We start from the raw sequence: 23,906 nt of genomic DNA on the forward strand, positions 1-23,906 counted from the left end.
TGCATGTCAGGTTATTCGCCTCATTGTTTTAAACACAGATAAAGCAAGTATTTACCGTTCAAGCTTTAACTCCATAAGGCAATGAAATGAGCATAGTCTTGACCTTGGCGATCAGGACTGTTGACCAACGAGTAGTGTCTCCACTGCTTTGCGGTAGTCATCCGTATCCTTATGGTAGCCTCACCTACCGATTTTCCATTCTTACTATACTCCTCTTTGAAAGGATTGTCAATAAAGAAATCACTAATTTAAAAATTTTTTGCAAACCTATGCTAAAACCGACTACTTAGGCAAAACAGCTCCAATACGTTTACAAATTTCTACAACCATATCCTTTGGTGCTGCTGCATTCAGTCGAGCATGGCTCTTTCCTTCTTGACCAAAGTCGCTTCCCCTATTCAGGACAACCTTAGCCTCTTCTCGCAGCAACTGGAAGAGTTGATCATCCGTCAGACCATAATCTGAAAAGTCCAACCAAATTAGATAGGTTCCTTGTGGCTTCATAACCCTCAAGCATGGTGCCTCTTTGGCAAAATAATCAACCACAAAATCGATATTTTCCTCCAAGACTGTCTTAAGTTCTGTCAACCAGGATTTACCATAACGGTAAGCAGCTTCTGTTGCTACAAAACCAAGGCCTGAAATTTCATGTTGGTTGTTAGCCAGTTGGCGCTTTTTAAACTGATGGCGCAGGCTAGGATTCTCAATCACAGCATAGGAATTTTTAGTTCCAGCAATATTAAAGGTCTTAGTTGCACTGGATAAAATCAGGCTAAAGTCCTTAAAGTCAGGAGAAACAGTATTGAAAGACTGATGTTCATGGCCAAACAGCGTCAAGTCTTGGTGGATTTCATCTGAGACCACGAGGACGCCGTACTTTTGACAGAGGCGACCAATTTTTTCTAACACTTCCCGTTCCCAAACTCGCCCTCCGGGATTATGAGGATTACAGAGAACATAAATCTTGACTTCATTATCTACTATATCCCGCTCCAGTTGTTCAAAATCAATCTGAAAGAGGCTATCTTGCTCTATCAAAGAGTTGGTAATCAGTCGACGATTATTGAGCTTGATAGAGCGAGCAAAAGGTGGGTAAACAGGAGTGTTGATTAGAACGGCATCACCTTCCTTAGTAAAGGCTTGGATAGCCGTTGAAATAGCAGGGACAACTCCTTCGATAAATACCAAGGCATCCCTATCAAAAGCGTAGCCATGCTCATCCCGTTCCCAATCTAGCACAGCCTTAATCAACTCCTCACTAGCATAGGTATAGCCATAGACTAAGTGATCTGCGTAATCATGAACAGCCTGTTGAATTTCAGGCAGGACTTCAAAATCCATATCTGCAATCCAGGCGGGAAGAACATTCCTATCCTCTTCAGCTTCTTTCCATTTATAGGTATGATGGCCAAAACGATTAGGGGCTGTTTCAAAATTATATTTTCCCATACTAGTCCTCCAAGGCAGCTCGTAAATCAGCCACTAAATCTCGGCTGTCCTCAATCCCAATTGACAGGCGTAGCAAATCATCTGTCAATCCATAGGAATGACGTACTTCAGCTGGAATATCTGCGTGGGTTTGGGTCGTAGGATAGGTAATCAAGCTCTCCACTCCACCCAAACTTTCCGCAAAAGTGAAGACTTTAAGACTATTTAGAAGATGAGGGATCTTTTCTTCATCTCCAATCTTGAAGGAGATCATACCACCCTTACCTGGATAGAGAACCTCTTTTACTGCAGGAGATTTCTTCAGAAAAGCAACCACTTCCTGGGCATTCTGAGTAGATCGCTCCATGCGGAGAGCTAGTGTCTTGAGACCACGCAAAAGTAGATAACTGTCAAATGGAGAAAGGACTGCACCAGTTGTGTTCAAATTATAGAAAAGCTTATCATAGATATCCGCGTCATTGGTCATAACGGCTCCAGCCAAGACATCATTGTGCCCGCCTAGATACTTGGTCGCAGAGTGCAGGACAATATCAACACCATCTTCCAGCGGTCTTTGGTAAATGGGACTGTAAAAAGTATTGTCTACTATTACTCTTGCACCTCTTGCATGAGCCACTTGAGAAATGCGAGCAATGTCAAACTCCACCATAAGAGGATTGGTTGGTGTCTCGATATAGATAATATCTATATCTTCTGTCAGATTGTACAGAAGCTCTTCTTCCGTATTGGCATAGGTAAAGGTGAATCGGCCTTCTGCTTCAGCTTGGGCAAACCAGCGGAAAGAGCCACCATAGAGATCTCGAACAGCCAAAACTTTACTTCCGACTGGAAAAGCACTAAAGGCCAGCACAATAGCCGACATACCAGAACTAGTTGCTAGAGCATAATCAGCACTTTCGATAGCAGCTAGAGTCTCCTCAAGGCTAACACGTGTTGGATTCTTGGTCCGAGTGTAGTCATAACCAGTTGATTGACCAAACTCAGGGTGCTGGTAGGTCGTTGAAAAATGCAGGGGTGTTGTTAAGGCACCAGTTGTTGCATCCGTTTTGACCCCAGCTTGGGCCAGTATGGTATTCAAGTTTAATGCTTGACTCATTTCTTATTCCTCACAATCTCGTAAATCTTATTCTATTGTAACATCTTGCGAAAGTTCTGCGCTTTGTTCTTTTCAAGAGCTAGATATAGTCTGAAACTATATAAAAACCCCGACCTTCAAATAGCCGGGGCAAATACTTATGAATTAACATTTAAGAAATATGGAATTTCCTTCTCAAACTGCTTGCTTTGGCCTCTCCTACGAAGCGATCAAGCAAACGAACACGCAAGGCCAAGCCACCATAAACTGCAATACCAACTCCACCAATTAGAACCAAATAAATCATACTTGAGACACGTCCAGCTGGATGGAAAAAGAAACCAAGAAGCAAATCAGCTAATGCAATGACAACTATCATTAAAAGCGTTAAAATACAAGTCAGTAAACTACGTTTGATCAAGTTTTGAGGATTGAGTCCTGTGATATCACGAATTTCACGATACATAAAGACGATTGGAACAATCAGACCAATTGTCGTTGAGAGCAGAGGCCCGTAAGCTCTGAATAGCCAAATCAGAGGAATTTGTAAAATCAACTTTACCACAACACCGTATAAGAAATAAACAATGGCCTTACGGTTTTGGAAGAGGGCTTGGATCATGGGAGCTAGCACTGTATAAAAGCTCAAAATAATTGTCTGTATAAGAGCAAATACAAAAAGTCCCAAAGCAAGTTTATCTGGCTGACCATAAAAGACCGTATAGAGAGGCCGAGCAACCAGAACGGCACCAATCGTTGCAGGTAAGATAAACAAAAGCAACATGGTTAGGTTGTCCTGAATCAAACGAGCAGCAGCCTTAAAATCTCCCTTGACATAATTCTCTGTCAGAAGCGGAATCCCAACCCCACCAATAGAAGTCGCTACAGCAATCAAAATCATAGTTATTTTATTGGGATTAGCCGAGAAGTAACTAAACATGACTAAGAGCTGGGTATTAGTGTAATCCGTAAACCAACTCATTACATGGATGAAGGTCATCTGGTCAATAATTTGGAAGAGCTGGATAGCCGATCCAGTGATAATAAAAGGAATGGCTTCACGAATTGTATCCCAAAGCAATGCTCTGGTATCAATACTGCTTCCGCTTGGTGATTTTTTGAAGATTGCTTGGAGCATATTTTCCTTAGAAAGGAAATAAGCCAAAACTCCTACACTGGCAATCATCCCAATAAAAGCTGCAAATGTTGACTGGGTGACAGCAGAAACATAATTTTTTGATCCGAAATTCATGATAAAGAAGGTCGCAAGAAGCATCCAAATAATCCGAATCAACTGCTCTGCCACTTGACTGATTGCATAAGGTTTTAAATTGTTAAAGCCTTGGAAAAATCCTCGGATAACACTCATAGAAGGGAAAATCAGCACCGCCCATGAGAGACTTTGCATGATTGGAATCAAATCTTTCCCGCCACCAGATAAACTAGCAAAGAGAGGAGATAGAAGATACATGATTACTCCAAAAACAGCACCAAGAAATAACATGAACTTGAGAAATTCTCTGATTAGGGTAAAACTATGCTCCCTTTGATCAATCGTATTGTATTTAGCCACTTGCTTGGCTACAGCAACTGGAATTCCAGCTGTTGAAATCAGCAAAAACCAAGCGTAAATGTTGTAGCCCATAGTGAAAAGACCATTAGCCTCCGCACCATGCTTGCCCATCCAAATATACCAAGGAATAATATAAATAGCCCCCAAAAGACGGCTAATAAAGTTTCCAGCAGTCAGCCAGGCAGTTCCTCGCAGCATCTGCTGTTGCTGACTTGTCGTTTCTTGACTCATACGATCAAACCTCATCTTATCATTTAATAGCTTTTATCTTATTATAAACTTTTCCTTTCCTCTTGTAAAACCCAGCCATTAAGTTTACAATAAGATTATGATAAAAATTGAAACAATAATAGATATTTTAAAAAAAGATCATAATTTTCGTGAAATCATCAAAGACGGCCACTACTTCTTTCATGATAGTGGACTGACTTTTGACAAAATCAGCTATGATAGCCGTAATGTGACAGATACGACCCTCTTCTTTGTTAAAGGCGAAAACTTCAAAAAAGAATTCCTAGAAGGTGCTGTAGAGTCTGGTCTGAAATTTTATATCAGTGAGAGCGATTTTGAAGTAGGAATCCCTGTACTTGTTGTTAATGATATCAAGCAGGCTATGAGCTTGATTGCCATGGAGTTTTATGGTAATCCGCAAGACAAGCTTAAAATTTTAGCCTTTACAGGAACCAAGGGAAAAACAACGTCTGCTTACTTTGCCTACCAAATCCTATCGCAAAGTCACCAACCAGCCCTCCTATCCACCATGAATACCACCTTAGATGGCAAGAACTTCTTCAAGTCCAGCCTAACAACGCCAGAGAGCTTAGATTTATTTGAAATGATGGCCCAGGCTGTAGCTAATGACCGCACTCATCTGATTATGGAAGTTTCCAGTCAAGCCTATCTAAAAAAACGTGTTTATGGTTTAACTTTCGATGCCAGTGTTTTTCTCAATATCAGTCCTGATCATATCGGGCCAATTGAACATCCCACTTTTGAAGACTACTTCTACAACAAACGGCTCTTGATGGAAAATAGCAGAGCAGTGGTTGTCAACAGTGGCATGGATCATTTCCAAATCGTGAAAGAGCAAGTCTCTTCAATAGAACATGATTTCTATGGAGAAAATTCTAGCAACACCATCATAGATTCTCAAGCCTTTAGCTTTGAAACAAGTGGCAAGCTAGCCGGAAAATACAACATTCAGCTTATCGGGCGTTTCAATCAAGAAAATGCTCTAGCTGCGGGCCTCGCCTGTCTTAGACTAGGTGCTAGCTTAACAGACATTCAAAAGGGAATTGCTCTTACTCGAGTTCCGGGGCGAATGGAAGTACTGACCCAAAAAAATGGTGCTAAAGTCTTTGTTGATTACGCTCATAATGGAGACAGTTTAACCAAACTGCTCAGTGTAGTCCAGGAACATCAAAAAGGCCAGACCGTTCTTGTTCTAGGAGCAACTGGAAACAAAGGAGAAAGTAGACGAAAGGATTTTGGAATCTTACTCAATAAACACCCAGAGATTCAAGTCATCCTGACTGCTGACGACCCTAATCGCGAAGATCCTGTAGCCATTGCCAAAGAAATCGCTAGTTATATATCCCACGATGTCACCATTATCGCTGATCGTGCAGAAGCAATAAAGGCAGCAATGAGTCTTACTAGGCAAGAAGGAGATGCTGTTATTTTAGCTGGTAAAGGAGCCGATGCTTACCAGATTGTCCATGATCAAAAAGTAGCCTATCCAGGTGACTATCAAATCGCAGAAAAATATCTATAAAAATAAAAAGAGAGTTAACATTTAACTCTCTTTTTGGTTACAATTATTTATTCAAGCTAGGGTTAATACCTTAAACTGCGTCTTCGACAGCACCTTTGGTAGCTCCTGCAACTTCTTTTGTTTTGGCAACTGTCTTTTCTAAAAGACTGTCAGCTTCTATCTAGTTTTTCTAAAACTTTTCCTTGCTTTTCTTTTTAAGCTGAAAAATCTCTCATTTTCAAAGCTCAAACGTTCTGATTCTTTTAAAACATCAGTTCAAACGAAAACTCAACTTTTCCTTGTCAAAGCTAGCCTCTAGCTCGTATTTGCCAGTTTCGTTTTGCCGAATATAGCCCAAAATCACTAGGCTATCGACAAAAATGTCCCGCCTCTTCTGCATGAGTTCATCCTTGCGGACATACTTGAGAAGAAAGGTCGTCATATACTTGAGTGCATACTCTGGATTGACATCGCCCAAGACAGCATAGAGGGGCTTTTGTGCTTCAGAAAGAGGATATTGATGCTGCATTTTATAAAAATAATTAGCCAAGGTCAGCTTATCCCGCTGAAAATCTGTCTCTTCCAGCAAAACCGCAGCATTGGTCTGATTGGAAAGCTGGGTCTCAAAGCGTAGCTCCAACAGTTCTTGATAGAGGGGACTGTCATCACGGATAAAGACTTCCTGATCCAAACACAAGTCCTCCAAACTTTCCACAAGAGGCAACGACAGGTCATATCGCTTGTTCTCCCGCCGGATGTAGCCAGCTTTGATATAGTCCTCTATTGAGCGGTCAATATTAGCCACGCCCTCAAACGCTCGCTTAATCTCCCGCAGAATCACTGCCTCATGCCGATCCAAATAATCAATCAGTTTCTGAAAAAAAGGCTGGCGCGTCAAACGGCTGGGATTGATGATTTTAATCATGGAGTTCTCCTTTATAGATAAGTTTTCTTGACTGAGCCAACTGGCTAGGGTTCGTCCCAGGCTGATCTACAGGAACCGCCAAGCCCAAATCCCGATAATATTCCTTCCAAAAATCAGAAATCAGATTTTCCTCATCGCCAAACTGCATGGGAATCGTATCAAAAATCGGCAAAATCTCTGCAATATACTCCGAACAGTAAAAACCATCAGCCTGAGGATAAAAGCCGAAATTGTAAGGCTTTCCTAGATGTAATTTGGCCCTTTTAAAGACAGCTTCTACTTCAATAGCTGGATAGCAATACACGTCATAAATATCCTTATCCTGCAAAAAATCAGACAAGTCTTGATTGACAACACCCTTCTCATGGGTTGCATGATAAATCTCACCATTAAAAAAGATGGCCACGTGGCTATATGAACCAGTTGCTGCTCGAATGGCTTCAGCAATTTCTGAAGATCCGACTGTAAAAATCAAATCTCCATTTTGTAAATCTTGAATCTTCATTTCTCTCGCCTATCAAAAAAGGAGTCAAAACTCCTTTTAGGTATGAGGGGAATAGCCCCCATTTAGTAATTTATTTCGTCATTTGAGCTCTTTAAGCATTAAAACTTTCTGTCAGCTGAGGTACCACTTGTTTCTTACGAGAAACAGCGCCTGCAAGGAAAGCATGGTTGTTTTCAAGAACAAAGTTGAAGGCTGCTTCGACCTTGTCCATATTGCTTCCGATAGCCAAAATTTCTGAGTTTGAGTTGATGATGTCTGTAATCATCAAGACGAAGTCAGAGTAGCCATTGTCAGCGATTGCTTTTTCAATAGCCGCTTCGATTTCTGCTTGACGCTCCAAAACTTCTGCAATGTCAACAGTATTGACCTGTGCTACACGGACATTGTTTCCATTCAACTCAAATGTTTTCGCATCGATGTCGATCAATTCTTCTGCAGACTTGCTAGCCAAGTTTGTACCTGCCTTAAGCATAGCCAAACCGTACTCTTCCAAGTTGACACCAGCCAGCTCAGCCAATTCTGGTGCAATGACCTTGTCAGTCGGATGAGTCGTTGGCGACTTGAGCAAGAGAGTATCAGAAATCAAACCAGACAGCATCAATCCTGCAATTTCTTTTGGAACTGCTACGCCATGTTCTTTGAACATACGATAAACAATAGATGAAGCAGAACCAACTGGCTCCAAACGCATGTAAAGTGGACTAGCTGTTTCAAAGTTAGCAACACGGTGGTGGTCCACCACGCCATAAACTTCAACTTCAGCGATATCAGCCACAGACTGCTGGAATTCATTGTGGTCTGTCAAGATTACTTGCTCAGCTCCCTCTGCTTTAGCAGAAGTAATCACGCGCGGTGCCGCCACGCCAAAGTAATCCAAAACAAAGGCAGTTTCTTCATTAGGCTCTCCCAATGCAACAGCTTCTGTATCCAAGCCATAAGCTTCGCGAGCCAAGTAAGCAAATGCGTAAGATGAACCGATAGCATCTGAATCAGGATTTTGGTGACCGAAAACTAAAATTTTAGACATGATAAACCTCTTTTTTATATAAACTTTATTGCATTTATTTTACCACAATTACAAGCATTTCACAAAAACAGAAGAAGATTTTTTGAAAAAAGGACTGGTCAACTCACCAGTCCTTTTATTGATACTCAAAACAGATCAGCTATTATGTACCCGGTTCATATACTCTGTATAGGACTCTGTCTGCATGAGCTCCTTGGCATTCTTGACCCGATCAGCTGTCGGAGGCTTAACCCCTTCCAGCTTGTAAGGAATGCCCAGCTCCCGCCATTTGAATTCTCCCATGGTATGATAAGGTAGAATTTCAAACTTATCAACGTTCTTCAGTGTCTTAACAAACTTACCTAGCTCAATCAGGTCATCATCACGGTCGGTCAATCCTGGTACCAAGACATGACGGATCCAGACTGGTTTTCCAATATCAGACAAATACTTGGCACAGGCCAAAATATTTTTGTTGGTCTGGCTGGTCACGATTCTGTGCTGTTCTTCATTAATTTCCTTGATATCCAAAAGGACAAGGTCGGTGACCGCCATAAGTTTGTCAAATTTTTTCAGATAGCGTGGTGTATTTCTGAAGGGAAGGGCACATGTATCCAAGGTACAGTGGATACCCAGCTCCTTAGCCTTGGTAAAGAAGGCAATCAAAAAATCAATCTGCAACAAAGCCTCTCCACCACTGACAGTGATGCCACCTTTGTTACCCCAGAAGCCCTTATAACGGAGAGCTTCTTGCAAGACATCATCCACTGTCCGCAGCTGAGATTTGTTGGTCTCCATTTCCCATGTATCCGGATTATGGCAATACTGACAGCGCATATGACAACCTTGTAAAAAGACAATGAAACGAATGCCAGGTCCATCTACAGCACCAAAACTCTCGGTAGAGTGGACCATGCCCGTCACCTTTCCATAATCAATAGTTTCTTCATTTTTCTCTTCAACCATAACACAACCTCTTCACTCTGAAAACGTTTTATAACTATTTTTATTATAACACGATTAATGATAAAAATGACTTCATTTGCCTATTTTTTAGAAAACAAACTGTTTTTCAGTTTCATTTTCATTGTCTTACAACAGATAAGCTTCAACTTTTTTTCTCATCTCTGATACAAGAAATTAATCTTTTCAGGCTCTAGACTTAATTTTTTTATTTCAAATAGCAAACTCACTTTCAACCCTCCTTCTCCCCCTCTCTATTCCAATAAAAAAGAGGGTTTCCCCTCTTTATATTTTCTTCTTAACTATGTTTTTTCTTCCAAACCAAACCAAGGAGAACAATCGTTGCAAGTCCTGCTACAAAGATAAATTTGCTGTCTGACGAACCTGTATTTGGAAGTTCTTTCTTGCTGTCCTTGCTTGATGGAGTTTTTGATTTAGGATTTTTCGGTGGTTGGTAACTGTTGGTAAAGCTATCTTTTCCTCCTTCATAAGAAACTGTTGAAAGAAGATTGCCATTCTCATTCGTTACAGTAATCGTTACTTTAATTTCACTGTTGTCATAAGCAACGCCTTGTGCATCACCCTTTACTTCGCGAATTGTATACGTGTATGTTCCAGTTTTAGTAAAGGCAAGAGTCTTGAAATCTACACTTCCATCTGCCTTATTTTTAACTGTTTCAATTACCTTACCTTTAGCATCTCTTAGTTCAAATGAGAACTCGCCATCTTTCAAGTCACGACCTGTTAAGAATTTCTTAACTTTTAATTGAGCTGTTGTTGAACCTGGGACATAAGTATTGGTAAACTGTTTTTTGTTATCGTCATAGCTAACTTTTGCCACCAACTTGCCTTGATTATCCGCTTTTACTTTAATTTTAGCAGTTATTACAGATGAGTCATATACGACCCCACTGATATTGCCAGATTTTTCTCTGATTGTGTAAGTATAAGTTCCAGCTTTTGTAAAAGTTAAAGGTGAGAATTTAATGGAGCCATCAGCCGCATTATTAACAGTCTCAATTTCAGCTCCATTCTTATCATACAAGGTGAAAAAGAACTCGCCACCATTTAGATCACGACCAATCATGACTTTTTGAACCATCAGCTGAGCAGATGCAGAAGATTGTTTTCTATCAACAATTGTTTTTGAAGCCATTTTAAGAGTGCTATCAAAGTCGTCCGGACTTACTTTAACATCATCCGCCAACTCATATCCAGCAGGGGCTTCCGTCTCTCTAATTGTATAGTCATCTTTCAAGAGATTGCTGACTTCTGCAATACCTTGGTCGTTTGTCACTACTTGAGCAACTACTTGACCAGAACGATCACGAATAATATCAAATTTAGCACCTGGCAAAGCTGAACCATCATCTGATACTTTTTTAATTTGAATTTTATAAGTGTATCCTTCTGCCTCGCCATGACCTAGGTAATAAGTATAAGTTGAATTACGACTGTCTTCAACTCCGTTTGTCGTTGTCAAAGTAGCTGCATTTAAAAAGTTTTCGCCATCTGAAGGTGCATATGGCAGTTGAACCGAGTAATTAATCCGAATTCCTTCATTAGCCGAAAGATCTGGTAATTGAACAGAAAAATTATCATCAGTAAAGTTTACAGTAGTTTGGCCTGTAATGTCTACAGCGTTATCTAAAACCCAATCGCCATCGCGGAAGGCCCAAACTCCCTTATAAACTCGGAAAGTATCTTGTTTATAAGTAGCACCTGGGATTTTTAAAACGTCTGCTATTTTTACACCAGACATAGCTTTTCCGCTTCTGTTGACTGAAATCGAATAGCGTCCAATTGTTGGCTCAGCTACATCCTGCCAACCAACTTTGTTTAAGTCTTCTTTTTTAGCTTGACCAATTCCGGTGAAGTTAATCTTACCTGCTGGGAAGAGTTTTCCTCCGACGGTAATATCAATTGGTACTTCTTTTTCTTTCTTAATCACATTATGATCTGCACGAACATAAAAATAAAAGGTTCCTTTTACATCCGAATGTGTTTCAACATAAGGTTCATAAGTAATCGTTACTACCTTTGTTTGCTGATCTACAACTGCCTTGGCAACAACATTTCCATCTTGGTCTTTTATGTCAAAGCTACCAGTACTTGCTAAAGTAACAACATCCGGTAGTTGAACATCCGTTGTGTCTCCTGCCTTTATTTCATTATTGTGTAATTTAAACTCCACATTAATACGAAATTCTTGCCACTGATCAACATTAGAAGAAGTGAGCTCGTTTCCCTTGCTATCCGTCAGATACATCCGAGTAATGACATCTCCATGTTCTGTAGCAAAGACCTTGTTTCCTTGAGTAACAAATAGACTGAATAGTAGAGTTAGGGGAAGAAAAATCATCATCAAGATTTTTTTATTCATTTTATCATCTCCTTTTCCAAAAAAATATACAACAACAGGATCGTTTTATAACAAAACTATCACTTCATTATAAAATAATTTCCTTGGATTTTCAAGCATTTTCTAAATTGCTTTCACAAAGAGCTCTTTTGCTAGGCACCTATCTTCAAACAAACTCAAAATAAAAAGCTATATCAATCTTATGGCAAACTGGATCATTTTATTGATCCACTGATTACCATAAGAAGATATAGCGAGTCTATCTTAAGCATCCGATACTTCAGCTCAAGAGGCAGATCATAGTTGATATGATGAACTACTACTGTCACTTTATTTTCAACCCAAAATACTTATTCTGCTAAGAATAGATGAGGGTCGAAGATGTTTAGAGCTTACTCTAGGTTAGATGACTTTTTTGATTTTCTAGATAATGGATAAGCAAAGATTAAGACTAAGAAACCAAAGGCTACCCAATGCCCTCTTTGTTCACCTGTAGCAGGCAAACTCTTTTTGTTTTCACCTGAATGCTTATCTGTTGTTTTTTTGTCTTTTTGATTTGTTTCTTCTTGGTCAGCTTGCTTGGCTTGACTTGTCTCAGATGAAGAAGCTTGGCTTGAACTTTCTCCCTTATCTCGACTAGATGAATCTGTTTGGCTGTCGCTAGTGCTTGGAGCAGTATGATTCGAGCCCTGGTTGGACGAGCTAGATGAAGAAGATGTATCTGGCTGGTTAGTCTGATTTGAAAAGTCTAACTGCACCACTACTGGATCATGGTCTGAAGCTCTGCCATGCTCTTCCATGAAAGAAGCATTGATATGGACAGGGGCAAAAATCGCTTTGCCAGCCAGGTTCTTAGATATGAAAATATTATCTAAGCTTTGGTTGCTTCCGCGGTAGAAGTAAGAGTAGCGGTCAGCCGCATCATGTTCCTGCATGAGGTTAATGAGTTCATTTCCTGCAATAGCTTTAGCGGTTTCAGAGAATTCAAAGTCATTGAAATCCCCAGTCAGAACAAACTTAAGATTTGGATTCTGTCTTAACCCTTCTTGAACAAAATTATTTAAGATTTTAGCCTCTTCGATCCGAGCAGCTTGAGTATGTTGGACAGCCGGCTGGCTTGAGCCATATACAGCATCATCCCCTAGCTTGGATTTTAAGTGGTTGGCAATAACGACAACATGTTGTCCCTTAAATTCAAATTCAGCTGCTAAAGATTTACGAACCTTAGTAAAAGCAGGATTAGTTGGATCAATTCGGGCTGGATTCTTAAGCAAGTGGCCACCTGAGAAGCTAGCTGCTTCGTCACTCTTACCAGCTTCTTTTTCAACTAATTTTACACGATCTGGGTTATAAAGGAAGGCTACACGGATATTAGAACCAGGTTTACCACCATCTTGGCCATCAAGAGGTGCAACTTCAGTATATTTGTAGTTTTTACCTCCCAATTCCTTGATTCGAGCTGCTAATTTTTCACCACTCTTCACACCGCTGGTCGTTCCATCATTGACGCTACCGTTATCATCTTGAACCTCGATGAGCGTGATGATATCTGGACTATGGATTTCATTGATAAAGGAATTAGCGATTTTGGTCACCTTTTCGTCAGGTGTTTCACCTTTTTGTGTATTCGCAGAGAAATTTTCAATATTATAAGATGCTATTGTTAGCTTATCTTCACTAGGATAGAGAGGAGAAATCTGTCTTTGCAGACCACCGTCTACCAAATCAGGCAATTGTGTCGGATCTAGTTTATAAATTTTACCACGATAGGTAACCACTCCAACTACGTCACCATTGAAATAGTCCTTGGCCTTGGCAATAAATTTATTTCCAACGTAGACAGGGATGGTCGCTGTATTTTGGGCGTTCGGACGTAGATTGACACCACCGATATTATTTAAGGGAAGAGCCTGGTAACCTTCAGGTAAAACATAAATATCTCCCCGATACTGTGGCCCTAAGATATGTGGTTTTTTAACTGTCGTTAACATGCCTTCTAAACTTTCCCAATAGTCCAAAGCTTCATTTTCTGGCTGATAATTATTCACATCATTATCTACTGTATCCTGAGGCATCTTATCTACAATATTAACAGGAATCGGTAGGTCAGCCTTACCATCCTTAGTAACTGTTGAAGCCTCCAACATCGTGACGGTCAAACTGCCACTTGGCTTGTTAAAAGTTTGTCCTTGACGAATGCTGAGCTCTTCCATGTAGCCTTCTTTTACTCGACCTTCAAGAGTTAATTTATCCCCAACGTCAACTTGCTCTTTAGAGACGACATAAATCGCATCTGAAGTCTTACTATTCCCGTCAGGTGCCACATCTTGAACGTAAAATCCATAGCGATCTGTCTTTGTAACAACAACATTTGAAACTCGGACATCTTTATCCTGATAAGGAGATACTTGCGATTCACCTTGAATCGTTCCTAGATTGGCAACAGTCTCTGCAGTGCTTGATACGGCTTGTGCAGCAACTGTCTCTTCTTTTTTATCTGCTTCTTCAGCAGACGTAGCTCTTGAATCTCCTGAAGAATTTGTATTTTCTGCAGAACTACTAGCTATTGACTCACTGACTGCTGAACTTTCTGCAACAGTTACTGGAGCTGAACTCGAAGAATTTTCCGTCTCTTCAGCTCCGACTGGAACAGCCAAGGAAAGCAAAGGCAGAAAAGCACTTAATACTGCTGCTGAATAAAAAAGACGCTTTTGATAAGCATGTTTCTTCATAAAGTTCTCCTTTTCCAAATGAAACTTAATTACTATACTGTTTATATTATATAGAAAAAACAATATTTTCGCAAACGCTTTCCTTAATTCTTATTTTCTTTCGTTCCTACCTATCAGTTTTTGTTAAATCAGTTAATATTTAAAAACAGCGAAGAAAACTGATATCTGGAATTCAGCTTTCCTCACTGCAAAATAGTATTTTTAATTAACAAGAATAGCTAGAGTTTCATAAGGTTGTAAAGTCAGAATATGATCAATCTGAGTTCTACCATAGTTGGACAGAAGGACCTGGCCATTTTGATAATCCGGTAAGATATCCACTGTAATTGGATCCTTATAAAAGTTGTTCAGGACTAATAGTTTTTGTCCTTGCCGCTCCCGCTCAAAGGCATAGACCTGGGGACTGTCCTCATAGGCTGGCTGATAGCTTCCTTCTGCAATGATCGGCAGTTCCTTACGCAGGGCAATCAATTTCTGATAAAAGCTAAAGATCGGTCCCTTGATTTCATTTTCCACATTGATGATAGGATAGGATTTGCCAGCTTTTAGCCATGGTGTGCCAGTTGTAAAACCTGCATTGGCTGAATCATCCCACTGCATAGGCGTCCGAGAATTATCACGAGATTTAGCCTTGATAATCCTGAAGGCTGCTTCTGGCGATTGCCCTTCAGCAAGCAGAGTCTGATAAGCATTGAGAGACTCGACATCCACATAATCTTCCATGGAGTCGTAGTCAGGGTCCACCATGCCAATCTCCTCACCCATGTAGATATAAGGCGTCCCGCGCGACAGATGAATACTGGCTGCCAACATGGTTGCCCCTTCATTTCGGAAATTCTCTACATCGACAAAGCGGTTAAGAGCTCGCGGCTGATCATGGTTGTTCCAAAAGAGGGCTGACCAGCCATCATGGTCGCTCATTTCCTTGCCCCAAGTATGGAAGAGACGTTTTAACTCTTCAAAGTCAAAAGCCTTAAGAGTCCATTTCTGTCCAGATTCATAGTCCACCTTGAGATGGTGGAAGTTAAAGGCCATAGACAGTTCCTGCCGGTCTGGTGCAGTGTAAAGGATGCAATTTTCAATCGTCGTTGCGCTCATCTCACCAACCGTCATAACGGACTCGTCCTGACCAAAGGTTGCTTCGTTCATCATACGCAGATAGTCATGGACGATTGGCTTATCGGTATAGGCTGGCTTCCCATCTTGCTCTGGGCAGTCCTCCAATACCTCGTCCTTACCAATCAAGTTGATCACATCAAAGCGGAAGCCTTTGACGCCCTTGTCCCGCCAAAAATTCACCACTTTAAAGAGCTCTTGACGAACATTGGGATTGCGCCAATTGAGATCCGCTTGGGTGATATCAAAAAGGTGCAGATAGTATTTGCCCGTATCGCCAAATGGCGCCCAGGCACTGCCACCAAACTTGGACAGCCAGTCCGTCGGCTCATCCCGCAGGATAAAGAAGTCCTGATAGTAGGAATCCCCCGCCAAAGCCTTCTGAAACCAATCATGCTCAATTGAGCAGTGGTTAAGAACCATGTCCAGCATAAAGTCAATACCATGCTGCTGGCCGACCTTGACCATCTCTTCAAAATCTGCCATATCTCCAAAGATAGGGTCAACAGCAGTATAGTCAGAAATATCATAACCATTGTCCCGCTGCGGACTCGGATAGAAAGGATTGAGCCAGATCATGTCCACTCCCAGCTCTTTCAGATAGGGAAGTTTTTCAATAATCCCGCGAAAATCTCCTACTCCGTTCCCCGTCGTGTCTTTAAAAGATTTTGGATAAATTTGGTAGACTACCTTTGTTTTATCTAATGCCATGTTTTTCCTTCTTTTGAATATAAAAGAGGTGGGATGAATATTTCATTCCTTGAAAGGAATAGAATTTCTCATCCCACCCTCAAGAGTCTGGAAGCCCCGTCTCATAAGAGAACTCCAACTTCCATCATGTAATTCTTAAATTTTTGTTGCTGTCATCAGGGCGTCCCCAACTGCTATCTGGCGTGGCAAACTGCCCAATGCATCCGCTTGGTATTGATCTTGATTGGTAATGATGACTGGAATTTCTGTCACATAACCTGCATCTTTAATGAGATCAATGTCAAAACTGATTAATTTATCGCCAGCTTTTACTCGATCTCCTTGACTGACATGAGCTGTGAAACCTTTACCTTCAAGATTCACCGTATCCATACCGATGTGCATAAGCATTTCTACACCCTGATCAGACACGACACCTACAGCATGTTTGGTTGGAAATAGAACTGACACAACGCCGTCTACTGGGGCAAGCAACTCTCCTTGGCTCGGTTCAATCAGGACACCTTGCCCCATAACCCCTTGAGCAAAGACAGGATCTGTTGCTTGATTAAGTTCTTTCACTTGACCAGATAAGGGACTTGCAATTTCAACTAAGTCAGCTAAAGGCGCAGATTTTTTGCTTCTGTCAGGTCTTCAGCTTGTGGCGCTTTAACTGCTTCATCTTCTACTTTGGTAAAGAGTCCCAAGCGACGGAAGAGCATGGTCAGTACAAATGGAACAGCGATTGCAACTAGCATAATCGCAGCAAAAGCTAACATATATTTAGGTTGGATTGACAAGATACCTGGAAGCCCACCGACTCCGATAGCATTTGCCTTCACATTAAAGCTTACAGACAAAAGACCTGCAATGGAGGAACCCATCATTCCTGCTACAAAAGGATAGATATATTTTACGTTGACCCCAAATAGAGCTGGCTCAGTTACGCCAAGATATGCAGAAATCGTAGCTGGAAGGGCAATTTGCGCTTCTTTTTCATTATGACGATTCATCCAATAATAGGCAAAAACAGCTGACCCTTGTGCAATATTTGACAGAGCAATCATTGGCCAAAGTCCAGTACCACCTGCATCTGCCACTAACTGCGAATCAATCGCATTGGTCATGTGATGCAAACCTGTAATAACAAAAGGCGCATAGAGAGCTCCAAAGACAGCCCCAAAGAGCCATTTAACAGGACCAGTTAGACCTGCAAGAACGATCGTAGATAGCCATTGACCTAAAGTCCAACCAATTGGCCCCAAAACTGTGTGAGCCAAGATAATCGCTGGCAAGAGAGATAGGAAAGGCACGAAAATCATGGAAACAACTTCTGGAATCCGTTTTCTCCAAAAGATTTCCAAATAAGACAAGGAAAGCCCTGCTAGTAAAGCTGGAATAACCTGAGCTTGGTAGCCTATCCGTTGCACTGTAAAGAATCCAAAATCCCAAACCCAATTTTTAGCAATTTCTGATTGGGGTGTTCCTGCTACTAAATAAGCGTTCAAAAGCTGAGGAGACACCAAACAGATTCCTAAAACAATCCCAAGAATCTGGCTAGTCCCCATCTTACGACTTACGGACCAAACAATTCCAACTGGTAGGAATTGGAAAATCGCCTCACCTGGCAGCCAAAGGAAGTGGTTTACTCCAGCCCAGAACTTTGATACATCCACAATCGTTTTATAAATCGGCTCTCCATCTTTAGTAAACTGAAGTACACCATCAACGACTTTTTGACCAAAAGCTTGAATTTGCACACCTTCTAGGATATTACGGAAGCCAAGAATCAAACCACCAACGATAATCGCTGGAATAATTGGCGTAAAAATCTCAGCTAGCATGGTCATGACGCGCTGAACCGCATTTTGATTGATCTTAGCAGCAGCCTTAGCTGCTTCTTTTGAAACACCTTCAATTCCAGAGACAGCTGTAAAATCATTATAGAATATTGGCACATCATTTCCAATAATAACCTGGAATTGCCCTGCATTCGTAAAGGTCCCTTTGACAGCTCCAATTTCTTCAATAGCTTTTACATCAGCTTTTTTCTCATCAATAAGTACAAAACGCATCCGAGTGGCACAGTGGGTTACTGCAGACACATTTTCCTTACCACCAATGGCGTCCAATAAGACTTTCGCCTCTTTTTCAAATTTGCCCATTTGATTATTGGCTGGAAAACCAGCACTCTCCTTATATTTATTTGTTAGTTTCCTAACTGCTTTCTAACACCAATTGTAAACGATACCAAAGTTGTATGCAAGATGTCCGTTGATTTTCCCCTTATTTTTTGCTAAAATTTCAGCAGTTGTATGATAAAAACAAAACAAGTAGGTCAATTATGAAGAAATACCAACAATTATTCAAACTAATCGAGCAAGATATCCTGAGCGAGAAATACCCCGTTGGTGAATTTTTGCCAAGCGAGAATGAATTAACTCAGATTTATAAAGTCAGCCGTGATACTGTCCGAAAAGCTCTGGAGCAACTTCAAAAAGAAGGATTAATCCAAAAATTTAAGGGACAAGGATCCAAAATCGTCAAACAGGAACACATCAATTTTCCAATCTCCAATCTGACTAGCTACCAGGAACTCGTCCTACAAAATAAACTAGACTCTAAAACCAATGTCATCAGCCTAGAAAAGATAACCGTAGATAAAAAACTTGCTAAGCTAACTGGTTTTCCGGAATATCGCTTGGTTTGGCGAATTGTTCGACAAAGAGTTGTTGATCAGGTTGCTTCCGTCCTTGATATTGATTATTTGGATAAAGAGCTTGTTCCTACGATGACGAGAGAAATTGCAGAGCATTCTATCTATCATTTCATTGAAAACAATCTTGGACTTAGCATCGACTATGCAAAAAAGGAAATCACCATTGATCATGCAACCAGTCGGGATAAAATTTTGCTCGATATTGAGAGAGAAAGCCATGTCGTTTCCGTCAAATCTCAGGTTTATTTGGCGAACGGACAACAATTTCAGTTCACAGACAGCAGACACAAACTCGATAAATTTCGCTTTGTTGATTTTGCTAAAAGGCACGGTTAAGAAAAAGAGCTGGAAGTTTTAAACTTCCAGCTCTTTCAGATTTATTTATTTAATTTAGGAGATTTAGATGAAAAAATTTTTTTAAAATATTTTATTTGCTGCTTTTGCTTTTGTATTTACTACTTATGTTTCTTGAGTGGGGAAAAGTGAAAAGTTTGGGGAACTATGATTATTTATTGTCATTGGACTGTCCTCTTTTCTTTTAAGATGAATATAGTATAACCAGCAAAGCTTAAGGAAGACTTATAGATTTCTTGAAAAAAGCTTAAATATTGATACTGTTTGCGAAAGTGCACTTGTTTGTTTTTCCGTTTGGTTTTGCAGTTTCTTCCATTTTAACAATCAAAAACAGACCTTCTTTATCGAAAGTCTGTTTGATTTACACATAGGCAACTATTTAGTAACTTCTTCATCTGCTTCTACTTGTTCAGAAATTTCTACTTTAACCTTGGTGACACGGCCATTTTTAACCTTGTCATTGGTTAAAATCAGTTTCTTATTCTGACTTTCCACCTCAAAGCTGATGCGTTCTTTTGGATCTGGAATAGTTCCTACACCAGTCAAGTAGTAACCCGCGATCGTATCCACATCGTCACTTTCAATTTCAACTTCAAAGTATTCATTAAAGTCATTGAGGGTCATAGTTCCTATGACAATGTAGGTATTCTCACCAATTTCATGAACTTCAATCTCAGCCTTGTCAGTCTCATCATCGATCTCACCAACAATCTCCTCCAAGAGGTCCTCAAGCGTGACCAGACCAGCCATACCGCCATACTCATCCAAGAGAATCGCCATTTGATTTTGCGTGTTACGTAACTCCTTGAGCAAATCATCGACAAACATAGTCTCCGGTACAAAGAGTGGCTCCTGCAGGATCTTGCGCAGAACGATATTGTCAAAACCATTGATGAATCCTTCATTAAGCAGTCGCTTGGTATGAATCAGGCCGATGACATTGTCCTTATCCCCATCATAGACAGGAATCCGCGAGAAACTCTGCTTGAGAATGCTTTCGATGATTTCCTTGGTATCATCCTGAATGTCTACCATAAAGGCATCAGTACGTGGCACCATTAGTTCACGCGCCATTAGCTCATCCAGCGAGAAAATCCCCTGTAGCATCTCAATCTCATCCGCATCCAAAGTCTCCTCACTCTTGGTCAGCATATACTCAATCTCATCTCGAGTCATCTTTTCGTCCGCATCATCAAACTTCATCGGCGTAATGCGACTTAACAGATTAGTTGAGGCCGACAAAAGCCAGACAAAGGGACTAACGAGCTTGCCCAAAAAGATGATAAAAGGAGCTGCTCGAACAGCCAAATCATCTTTCAGATTGAGTGCGATCCGCTTAGGATAAAGCTCACCAAATACAATAGAAACATAGGTCAAAAGGGCCAAAGCTAGAAAAGACGCTATGGCATGCGCTGTTTTAGAATTGCCCATCAAACTTGAAAATACACGACCGAGAGTATCAGCAAAGCTGGCCCCTGATAAGATATTGATGAGGGTAATACCTACCTGAATAGTAGATAAAAAGTTATTGGGATTTTCTAAAACATGTAATAGACGAATGTACTTTTTATCACCTTCCTCTGCCTTCTGCTCAACACGCGCCCGATTGAGTGACACCATGGCCATCTCTGCCGCGGAAAAGAAAGCATTTAAAAAGGTTAAAACGACTAATAATAAAAACTGTAACAAAAGGGTCTGACTGCTGGGGTCTTCCATGAGTTTCCTCTCCAAAAAAGTATAATCAACCCTGATTATAACATATTTTTGAGTTTCGTGCACACGTATTTTATGGAAGCTTGTGTTCTGATTAGGATTCTAGATCTTGTAAAACCTTTTCCAGTCTTGAAATAGCTCCAACTGGTAGGGCAGTCTGAGGATACTTTTGGTTAAAGGCCAACAAGAAGTTTAGCCGAATCTGCATTCTTTCTCGAATCAATTTCTTGTAAGCTTTATCAAAATTAGGAAGGGGATATCCCTCGTATTCGAGATAATCAAAACCTACTATCGGGCCAAAGGGTTTGAAATCTGCTGTCCCATCCACTACCTGCTCAATGACATCTAAAGATATTTCCTTTGAGACAGTCTTCCCCATATAAGATCCAGTATTGATAATATAACAGGATACTCCCGACTCAAATAAGCGACAGAATTTTCGGTAGTCTTCTACCAAAGGATAGACACGAAAAGGATTTGCATAAGGTTCAATCACCAACTCATCATGTAAACCTAGAACATTTTCTGCATTGGAGCGTTTGGTCATCAAGGTACAACCCATCGTGGAGGCCATCAAAGGATCGTGAATTCTGACTAGAGGTGGTAGAGAGTCATCTTTCATAATCCAGAAAATAGCATTGATAGCTTCGTCAATTCGATCCACTCGATTTGGAGTCGAAAAGCGAGACTTGACCGTTCGACCATTTCCATTACGGATATCTTCAGTAACTAACACCTTTCTCCCATTTTCGTCTAAGGTCACTCCGCAGTTTTGCACAGTGATAAAGAAATCTTGTTCCCTATGTCCAGTCGGATAGTCACTCGTCTTATCAAAATAGGATGGTTCTAAAGCAATAGAAGATCCGTCCTTGATAGAGATAATAAAAGCATCATCATGGAGAACCTTGATGTCATATTTTTGACCATGTTTGGCGTGCGTAAGAGTGGATTTTCCAGAACCAGATAGACCAAAAAATGAAGCAACAAAATCTTTCTTATCATTATTTTGCTTAAATATTTTCAGACCACCGTGACAAGCTACGTAGCCATTTCTAGCAGCAGTTGCCCAGGCCAAAGTCAGAGTGGCTTTTTTCAATTCTCCAAAATAATTCAAACCTAAAATAACTGCACAGTTGTGATTAGTATCAAAGTAAACAAGACCATCTGGATATTCTGGATGCTTCCACTTGGGATCAAAAAAGACAAAGATATCATTTTCCTCATATTTTTTTGAAATTCTCAGACGGTTCTTAAATTCTTCATCTAAAATTTGGAAATTTAGTAGCCATGAATAGAGATTGTTTATTTCTTCTTTAGGAACCATGAGGTGGGCACAGACCATAAAGTCTTCATCCAGCCCAACAACAGCATCCGCTTTGTAAAAATCTCTATGATGAGCTTGGTAAATAGCACTACGAACTAGAAAAAGTAAAGTTTCATCTTCTTGACTATCTCTACCATAAATCCTTCTAGCCTTTGCCGTTCGTCCAACGACCGCTCCGGAATTCGTCAGTAAAACCCGTGCATAAGAAGGAAGACCCAACTCCTTTGTATGAATCACAGGCATATCTAAGACCACTGTTCCAGCTGCTGCTGAAGCTAACTGGTAGGCTTCTTCTACCGTTTTGATAGACTGAACCTGATTCTCATAAAAGGCTGTTTCCACGATAGTCTTCAGAGGGGAAAAGTAAGAAGAATTTTTCCTTATTTCTTGTGGGGAAAATTTACGACGTGTTACCATGACCATACCTCCTTTATCCTATTACTACCATTTTAGCATAAATATACTATTTTGTGTTATAAAAATTCAAATAAAAAGTAGGAGAAAGATTCCTTTCTCCTATTTTTTTATAATCCCAAATTCTTCATTCTTCTTAATCTCCTGAGCTTCTTTATGATTGTCATAAAGGTTAGCTAGGAATTTTACAATTTCTTTGATGATGGAATAGGTCGGAATAGCTACAATCATTCCGATAATACCATAGATGTTACTAGACAAGAGCAAGAGAACCATGATAGTAATCGGATGGACTTTCATAACCCCTCCTACAATCCGAGGGTAGAGGATATTTCCATCAATCTGCTGAACAATCAGCATATAAATAACTGCTATCAGCATTCTCTTTGGATCTGTAAAGGCATGACTGATGATCATTGGGATCAAACCAATACTTGGTCCAACATAAGGAATCAAATTAGCCAAGCTAGAGAAGATAGCAAATACTAAAGCATATTTAATTCCAATAGTACTATAACCGATATAGGCCAGGCAACCGATAATCACTGCATCAATAGAAATTCCGCTGATATATCGTGAAACTGTTGCATTTAGATTCTTCAGCAAGGAAGAAATGTTGAGTTTGTCTCGCTTTAAAATACTGCGTTCCAGCATTGGCAGAAGCTTATGACCATCCAGTAAGAAATAAACAAGGAAAATTGGAGTCATAATGATGATAAAGATAGTATTGATTACAGCCGATACCACACTGCCCAGGCTGTTCGTTACCCCGTTTAGAATATTTCGCAGAATATCAATATAAGATAGATTCAGTTGTTGCAGGGTAGATTGGATATTAAGATTTTTGAATACAGGATTTTGAGCTAAGTCATTGACCCAGCTATAGACATAGCTATAAAGATTTTGGCTCGAATTAATCAAGCTAGTCAGCTGAGTGACTAAGATAGGTAGGAGGTAGATAACTGCTAAAACAATAGACCCAAATAAAATTGTCAATGTCAGCAGGACACCTAAGACGCGATTTAATTTCAGGTATTTTTCCAAAAAGACCACTAAAGGGTTGGCAATATAATATAAAAAACCTGCTATTAAAAAAGGTATTAAGATGGTATTTACAACACTGATCACTGGAGTAATCAAGTCTCCCATCATTCTCCACAGGAAAAAGACAAGCGTTGCTAGTAAAACTTCCACTGTCCAAAAAAATAACTTACTCTTATAAAACATTCTTTT

16 protein-coding genes, 1 pseudogene and 1 riboswitch are annotated in these 23,906 nt (G+C 40.3%); of the genes and pseudogenes, 2 read left to right on the forward strand and 15 right to left on the reverse strand.

The genetic code is table 11. The features are described 5' to 3' along the window. Positions 1-42: 42 nt before the first annotated feature. Positions 43-199, reverse strand: a riboswitch (M-box (ykoK) riboswitch). 83 nt (positions 200-282) lie between these two features. From AWH02_RS10235 to AWH02_RS10245, 3 genes are all read right to left on the reverse strand, one after another. Then, the gene (locus AWH02_RS10235) at positions 283-1,449 is read right to left on the reverse strand and encodes a MalY/PatB family protein (RefSeq protein ID WP_060554123.1); all 1,167 of its coding nucleotides are present in this window, start codon (positions 1,447-1,449) and stop codon (positions 283-285) included. 1 nt (position 1,450) lies between these two features. Further along, complete coding sequence (locus tag AWH02_RS10240) at positions 1,451-2,545, reverse strand: cystathionine gamma-synthase (RefSeq protein ID WP_060554122.1); 1,095 nt, start codon at positions 2,543-2,545, stop codon at positions 1,451-1,453. A gap of 151 nt (positions 2,546-2,696) precedes the next feature. Beyond that, positions 2,697-4,328, reverse strand: coding sequence for a putative polysaccharide biosynthesis protein (locus tag AWH02_RS10245; protein ID WP_060554121.1), 1,632 nt, complete (start codon positions 4,326-4,328; stop codon positions 2,697-2,699). A 97-nt stretch (positions 4,329-4,425) separates the two neighbouring features. On the opposite strand from AWH02_RS10245, the gene AWH02_RS10250 reads away from it, so the two are divergent. Then, positions 4,426-5,871 carry a UDP-N-acetylmuramoyl-L-alanyl-D-glutamate--L-lysine ligase gene (locus AWH02_RS10250; protein ID WP_060554120.1) on the forward strand — a complete coding sequence of 482 codons (1,446 nt, stop codon included), beginning with the start codon at positions 4,426-4,428 and terminating at the stop codon, positions 5,869-5,871. Positions 5,872-6,121: 250 nt separating this feature from the next. Here AWH02_RS10250 and AWH02_RS10255 read toward each other — a convergent pair whose 3' ends face one another. The 9 genes and pseudogenes from AWH02_RS10255 to treP all read right to left on the reverse strand — a co-directional run bounded on the left by AWH02_RS10255 (position 6,122) and on the right by treP (position 18,314). After that, positions 6,122-6,775: a DUF1803 domain-containing protein gene (locus AWH02_RS10255; RefSeq protein WP_060554119.1), complete on the reverse strand. Its 654-nt coding sequence runs from the start codon at positions 6,773-6,775 to the stop codon at positions 6,122-6,124. Beyond that, entirely contained in the window at positions 6,768-7,280 is a 513-nt protein-coding gene (locus AWH02_RS10260) for a YiiX/YebB-like N1pC/P60 family cysteine hydrolase (protein ID WP_060554118.1), read from the reverse strand. The genes AWH02_RS10255 and AWH02_RS10260 overlap by 8 nt, the downstream gene beginning before the upstream one ends. A 91-nt stretch (positions 7,281-7,371) precedes the next feature. Beyond that, positions 7,372-8,307 (reverse strand): manganese-dependent inorganic pyrophosphatase, encoded by a 936-nt coding sequence (locus AWH02_RS10265; protein ID WP_002899779.1) that lies wholly within the window; start codon positions 8,305-8,307, stop codon positions 7,372-7,374. 135 nt (positions 8,308-8,442) lie between these two features. Next, positions 8,443-9,252: a pyruvate formate-lyase-activating protein gene (pflA, locus tag AWH02_RS10270; RefSeq protein ID WP_045504030.1), complete on the reverse strand. Its 810-nt coding sequence runs from the start codon at positions 9,250-9,252 to the stop codon at positions 8,443-8,445. A gap of 295 nt (positions 9,253-9,547) precedes the next feature. Continuing rightward, positions 9,548-11,632: a Spy0128 family protein gene (locus AWH02_RS10275; protein ID WP_060554117.1), complete on the reverse strand. Its 2,085-nt coding sequence runs from the start codon at positions 11,630-11,632 to the stop codon at positions 9,548-9,550. Positions 11,633-12,003: 371 nt separating this feature from the next. Further along, entirely contained in the window at positions 12,004-14,343 is a 2,340-nt protein-coding gene (locus AWH02_RS10280) for an endonuclease/exonuclease/phosphatase family protein (protein WP_060554116.1), read from the reverse strand. Between the two features lie 201 nt (positions 14,344-14,544). Continuing rightward, a complete protein-coding gene (gene treC / locus AWH02_RS10285; protein ID WP_060554115.1) occupies positions 14,545-16,170 on the reverse strand; it encodes an alpha,alpha-phosphotrehalase in 1,626 nt (541 codons plus the stop codon). Between the two features lie 135 nt (positions 16,171-16,305). Continuing rightward, positions 16,306-16,758: pseudogene (locus AWH02_RS11340) on the reverse strand (PTS sugar transporter subunit IIA); the annotation flags it as partial. Between the two features lie 11 nt (positions 16,759-16,769). Continuing rightward, positions 16,770-18,314 (reverse strand): PTS system trehalose-specific EIIBC component, encoded by a 1,545-nt coding sequence (gene treP, locus AWH02_RS10290; RefSeq protein ID WP_398576983.1) that lies wholly within the window; start codon positions 18,312-18,314, stop codon positions 16,770-16,772. Positions 18,315-18,493: 179 nt separating this feature from the next. Here treP and treR point away from each other — a divergent pair, with 179 nt between their 5' ends. After that, positions 18,494-19,204 (forward strand): trehalose operon repressor, encoded by a 711-nt coding sequence (gene treR / locus AWH02_RS10295; RefSeq protein WP_045504045.1) that lies wholly within the window; start codon positions 18,494-18,496, stop codon positions 19,202-19,204. A 393-nt stretch (positions 19,205-19,597) separates the two neighbouring features. Here treR and AWH02_RS10300 read toward each other — a convergent pair whose 3' ends face one another. The 3 genes from AWH02_RS10300 to AWH02_RS10310 all read right to left on the reverse strand — a co-directional run bounded on the left by AWH02_RS10300 (position 19,598) and on the right by AWH02_RS10310 (position 23,900). Continuing rightward, positions 19,598-20,938 (reverse strand): hemolysin family protein, encoded by a 1,341-nt coding sequence (locus AWH02_RS10300; protein ID WP_060554114.1) that lies wholly within the window; start codon positions 20,936-20,938, stop codon positions 19,598-19,600. A 91-nt stretch (positions 20,939-21,029) separates the two neighbouring features. Continuing rightward, the gene (locus AWH02_RS10305; RefSeq protein ID WP_060554113.1) at positions 21,030-22,676 is read right to left on the reverse strand and encodes a phosphoenolpyruvate carboxykinase (ATP); all 1,647 of its coding nucleotides are present in this window, start codon (positions 22,674-22,676) and stop codon (positions 21,030-21,032) included. A gap of 99 nt (positions 22,677-22,775) precedes the next feature. Further along, positions 22,776-23,900: an AI-2E family transporter gene (locus AWH02_RS10310; RefSeq protein ID WP_045504054.1), complete on the reverse strand. Its 1,125-nt coding sequence runs from the start codon at positions 23,898-23,900 to the stop codon at positions 22,776-22,778. Positions 23,901-23,906: the final 6 nt, after the last annotated feature.

This window comes from Streptococcus gordonii, assembly GCF_001553855.1.
In the GTDB taxonomy this organism is placed as follows: domain Bacteria; phylum Bacillota; class Bacilli; order Lactobacillales; family Streptococcaceae; genus Streptococcus; species Streptococcus gordonii.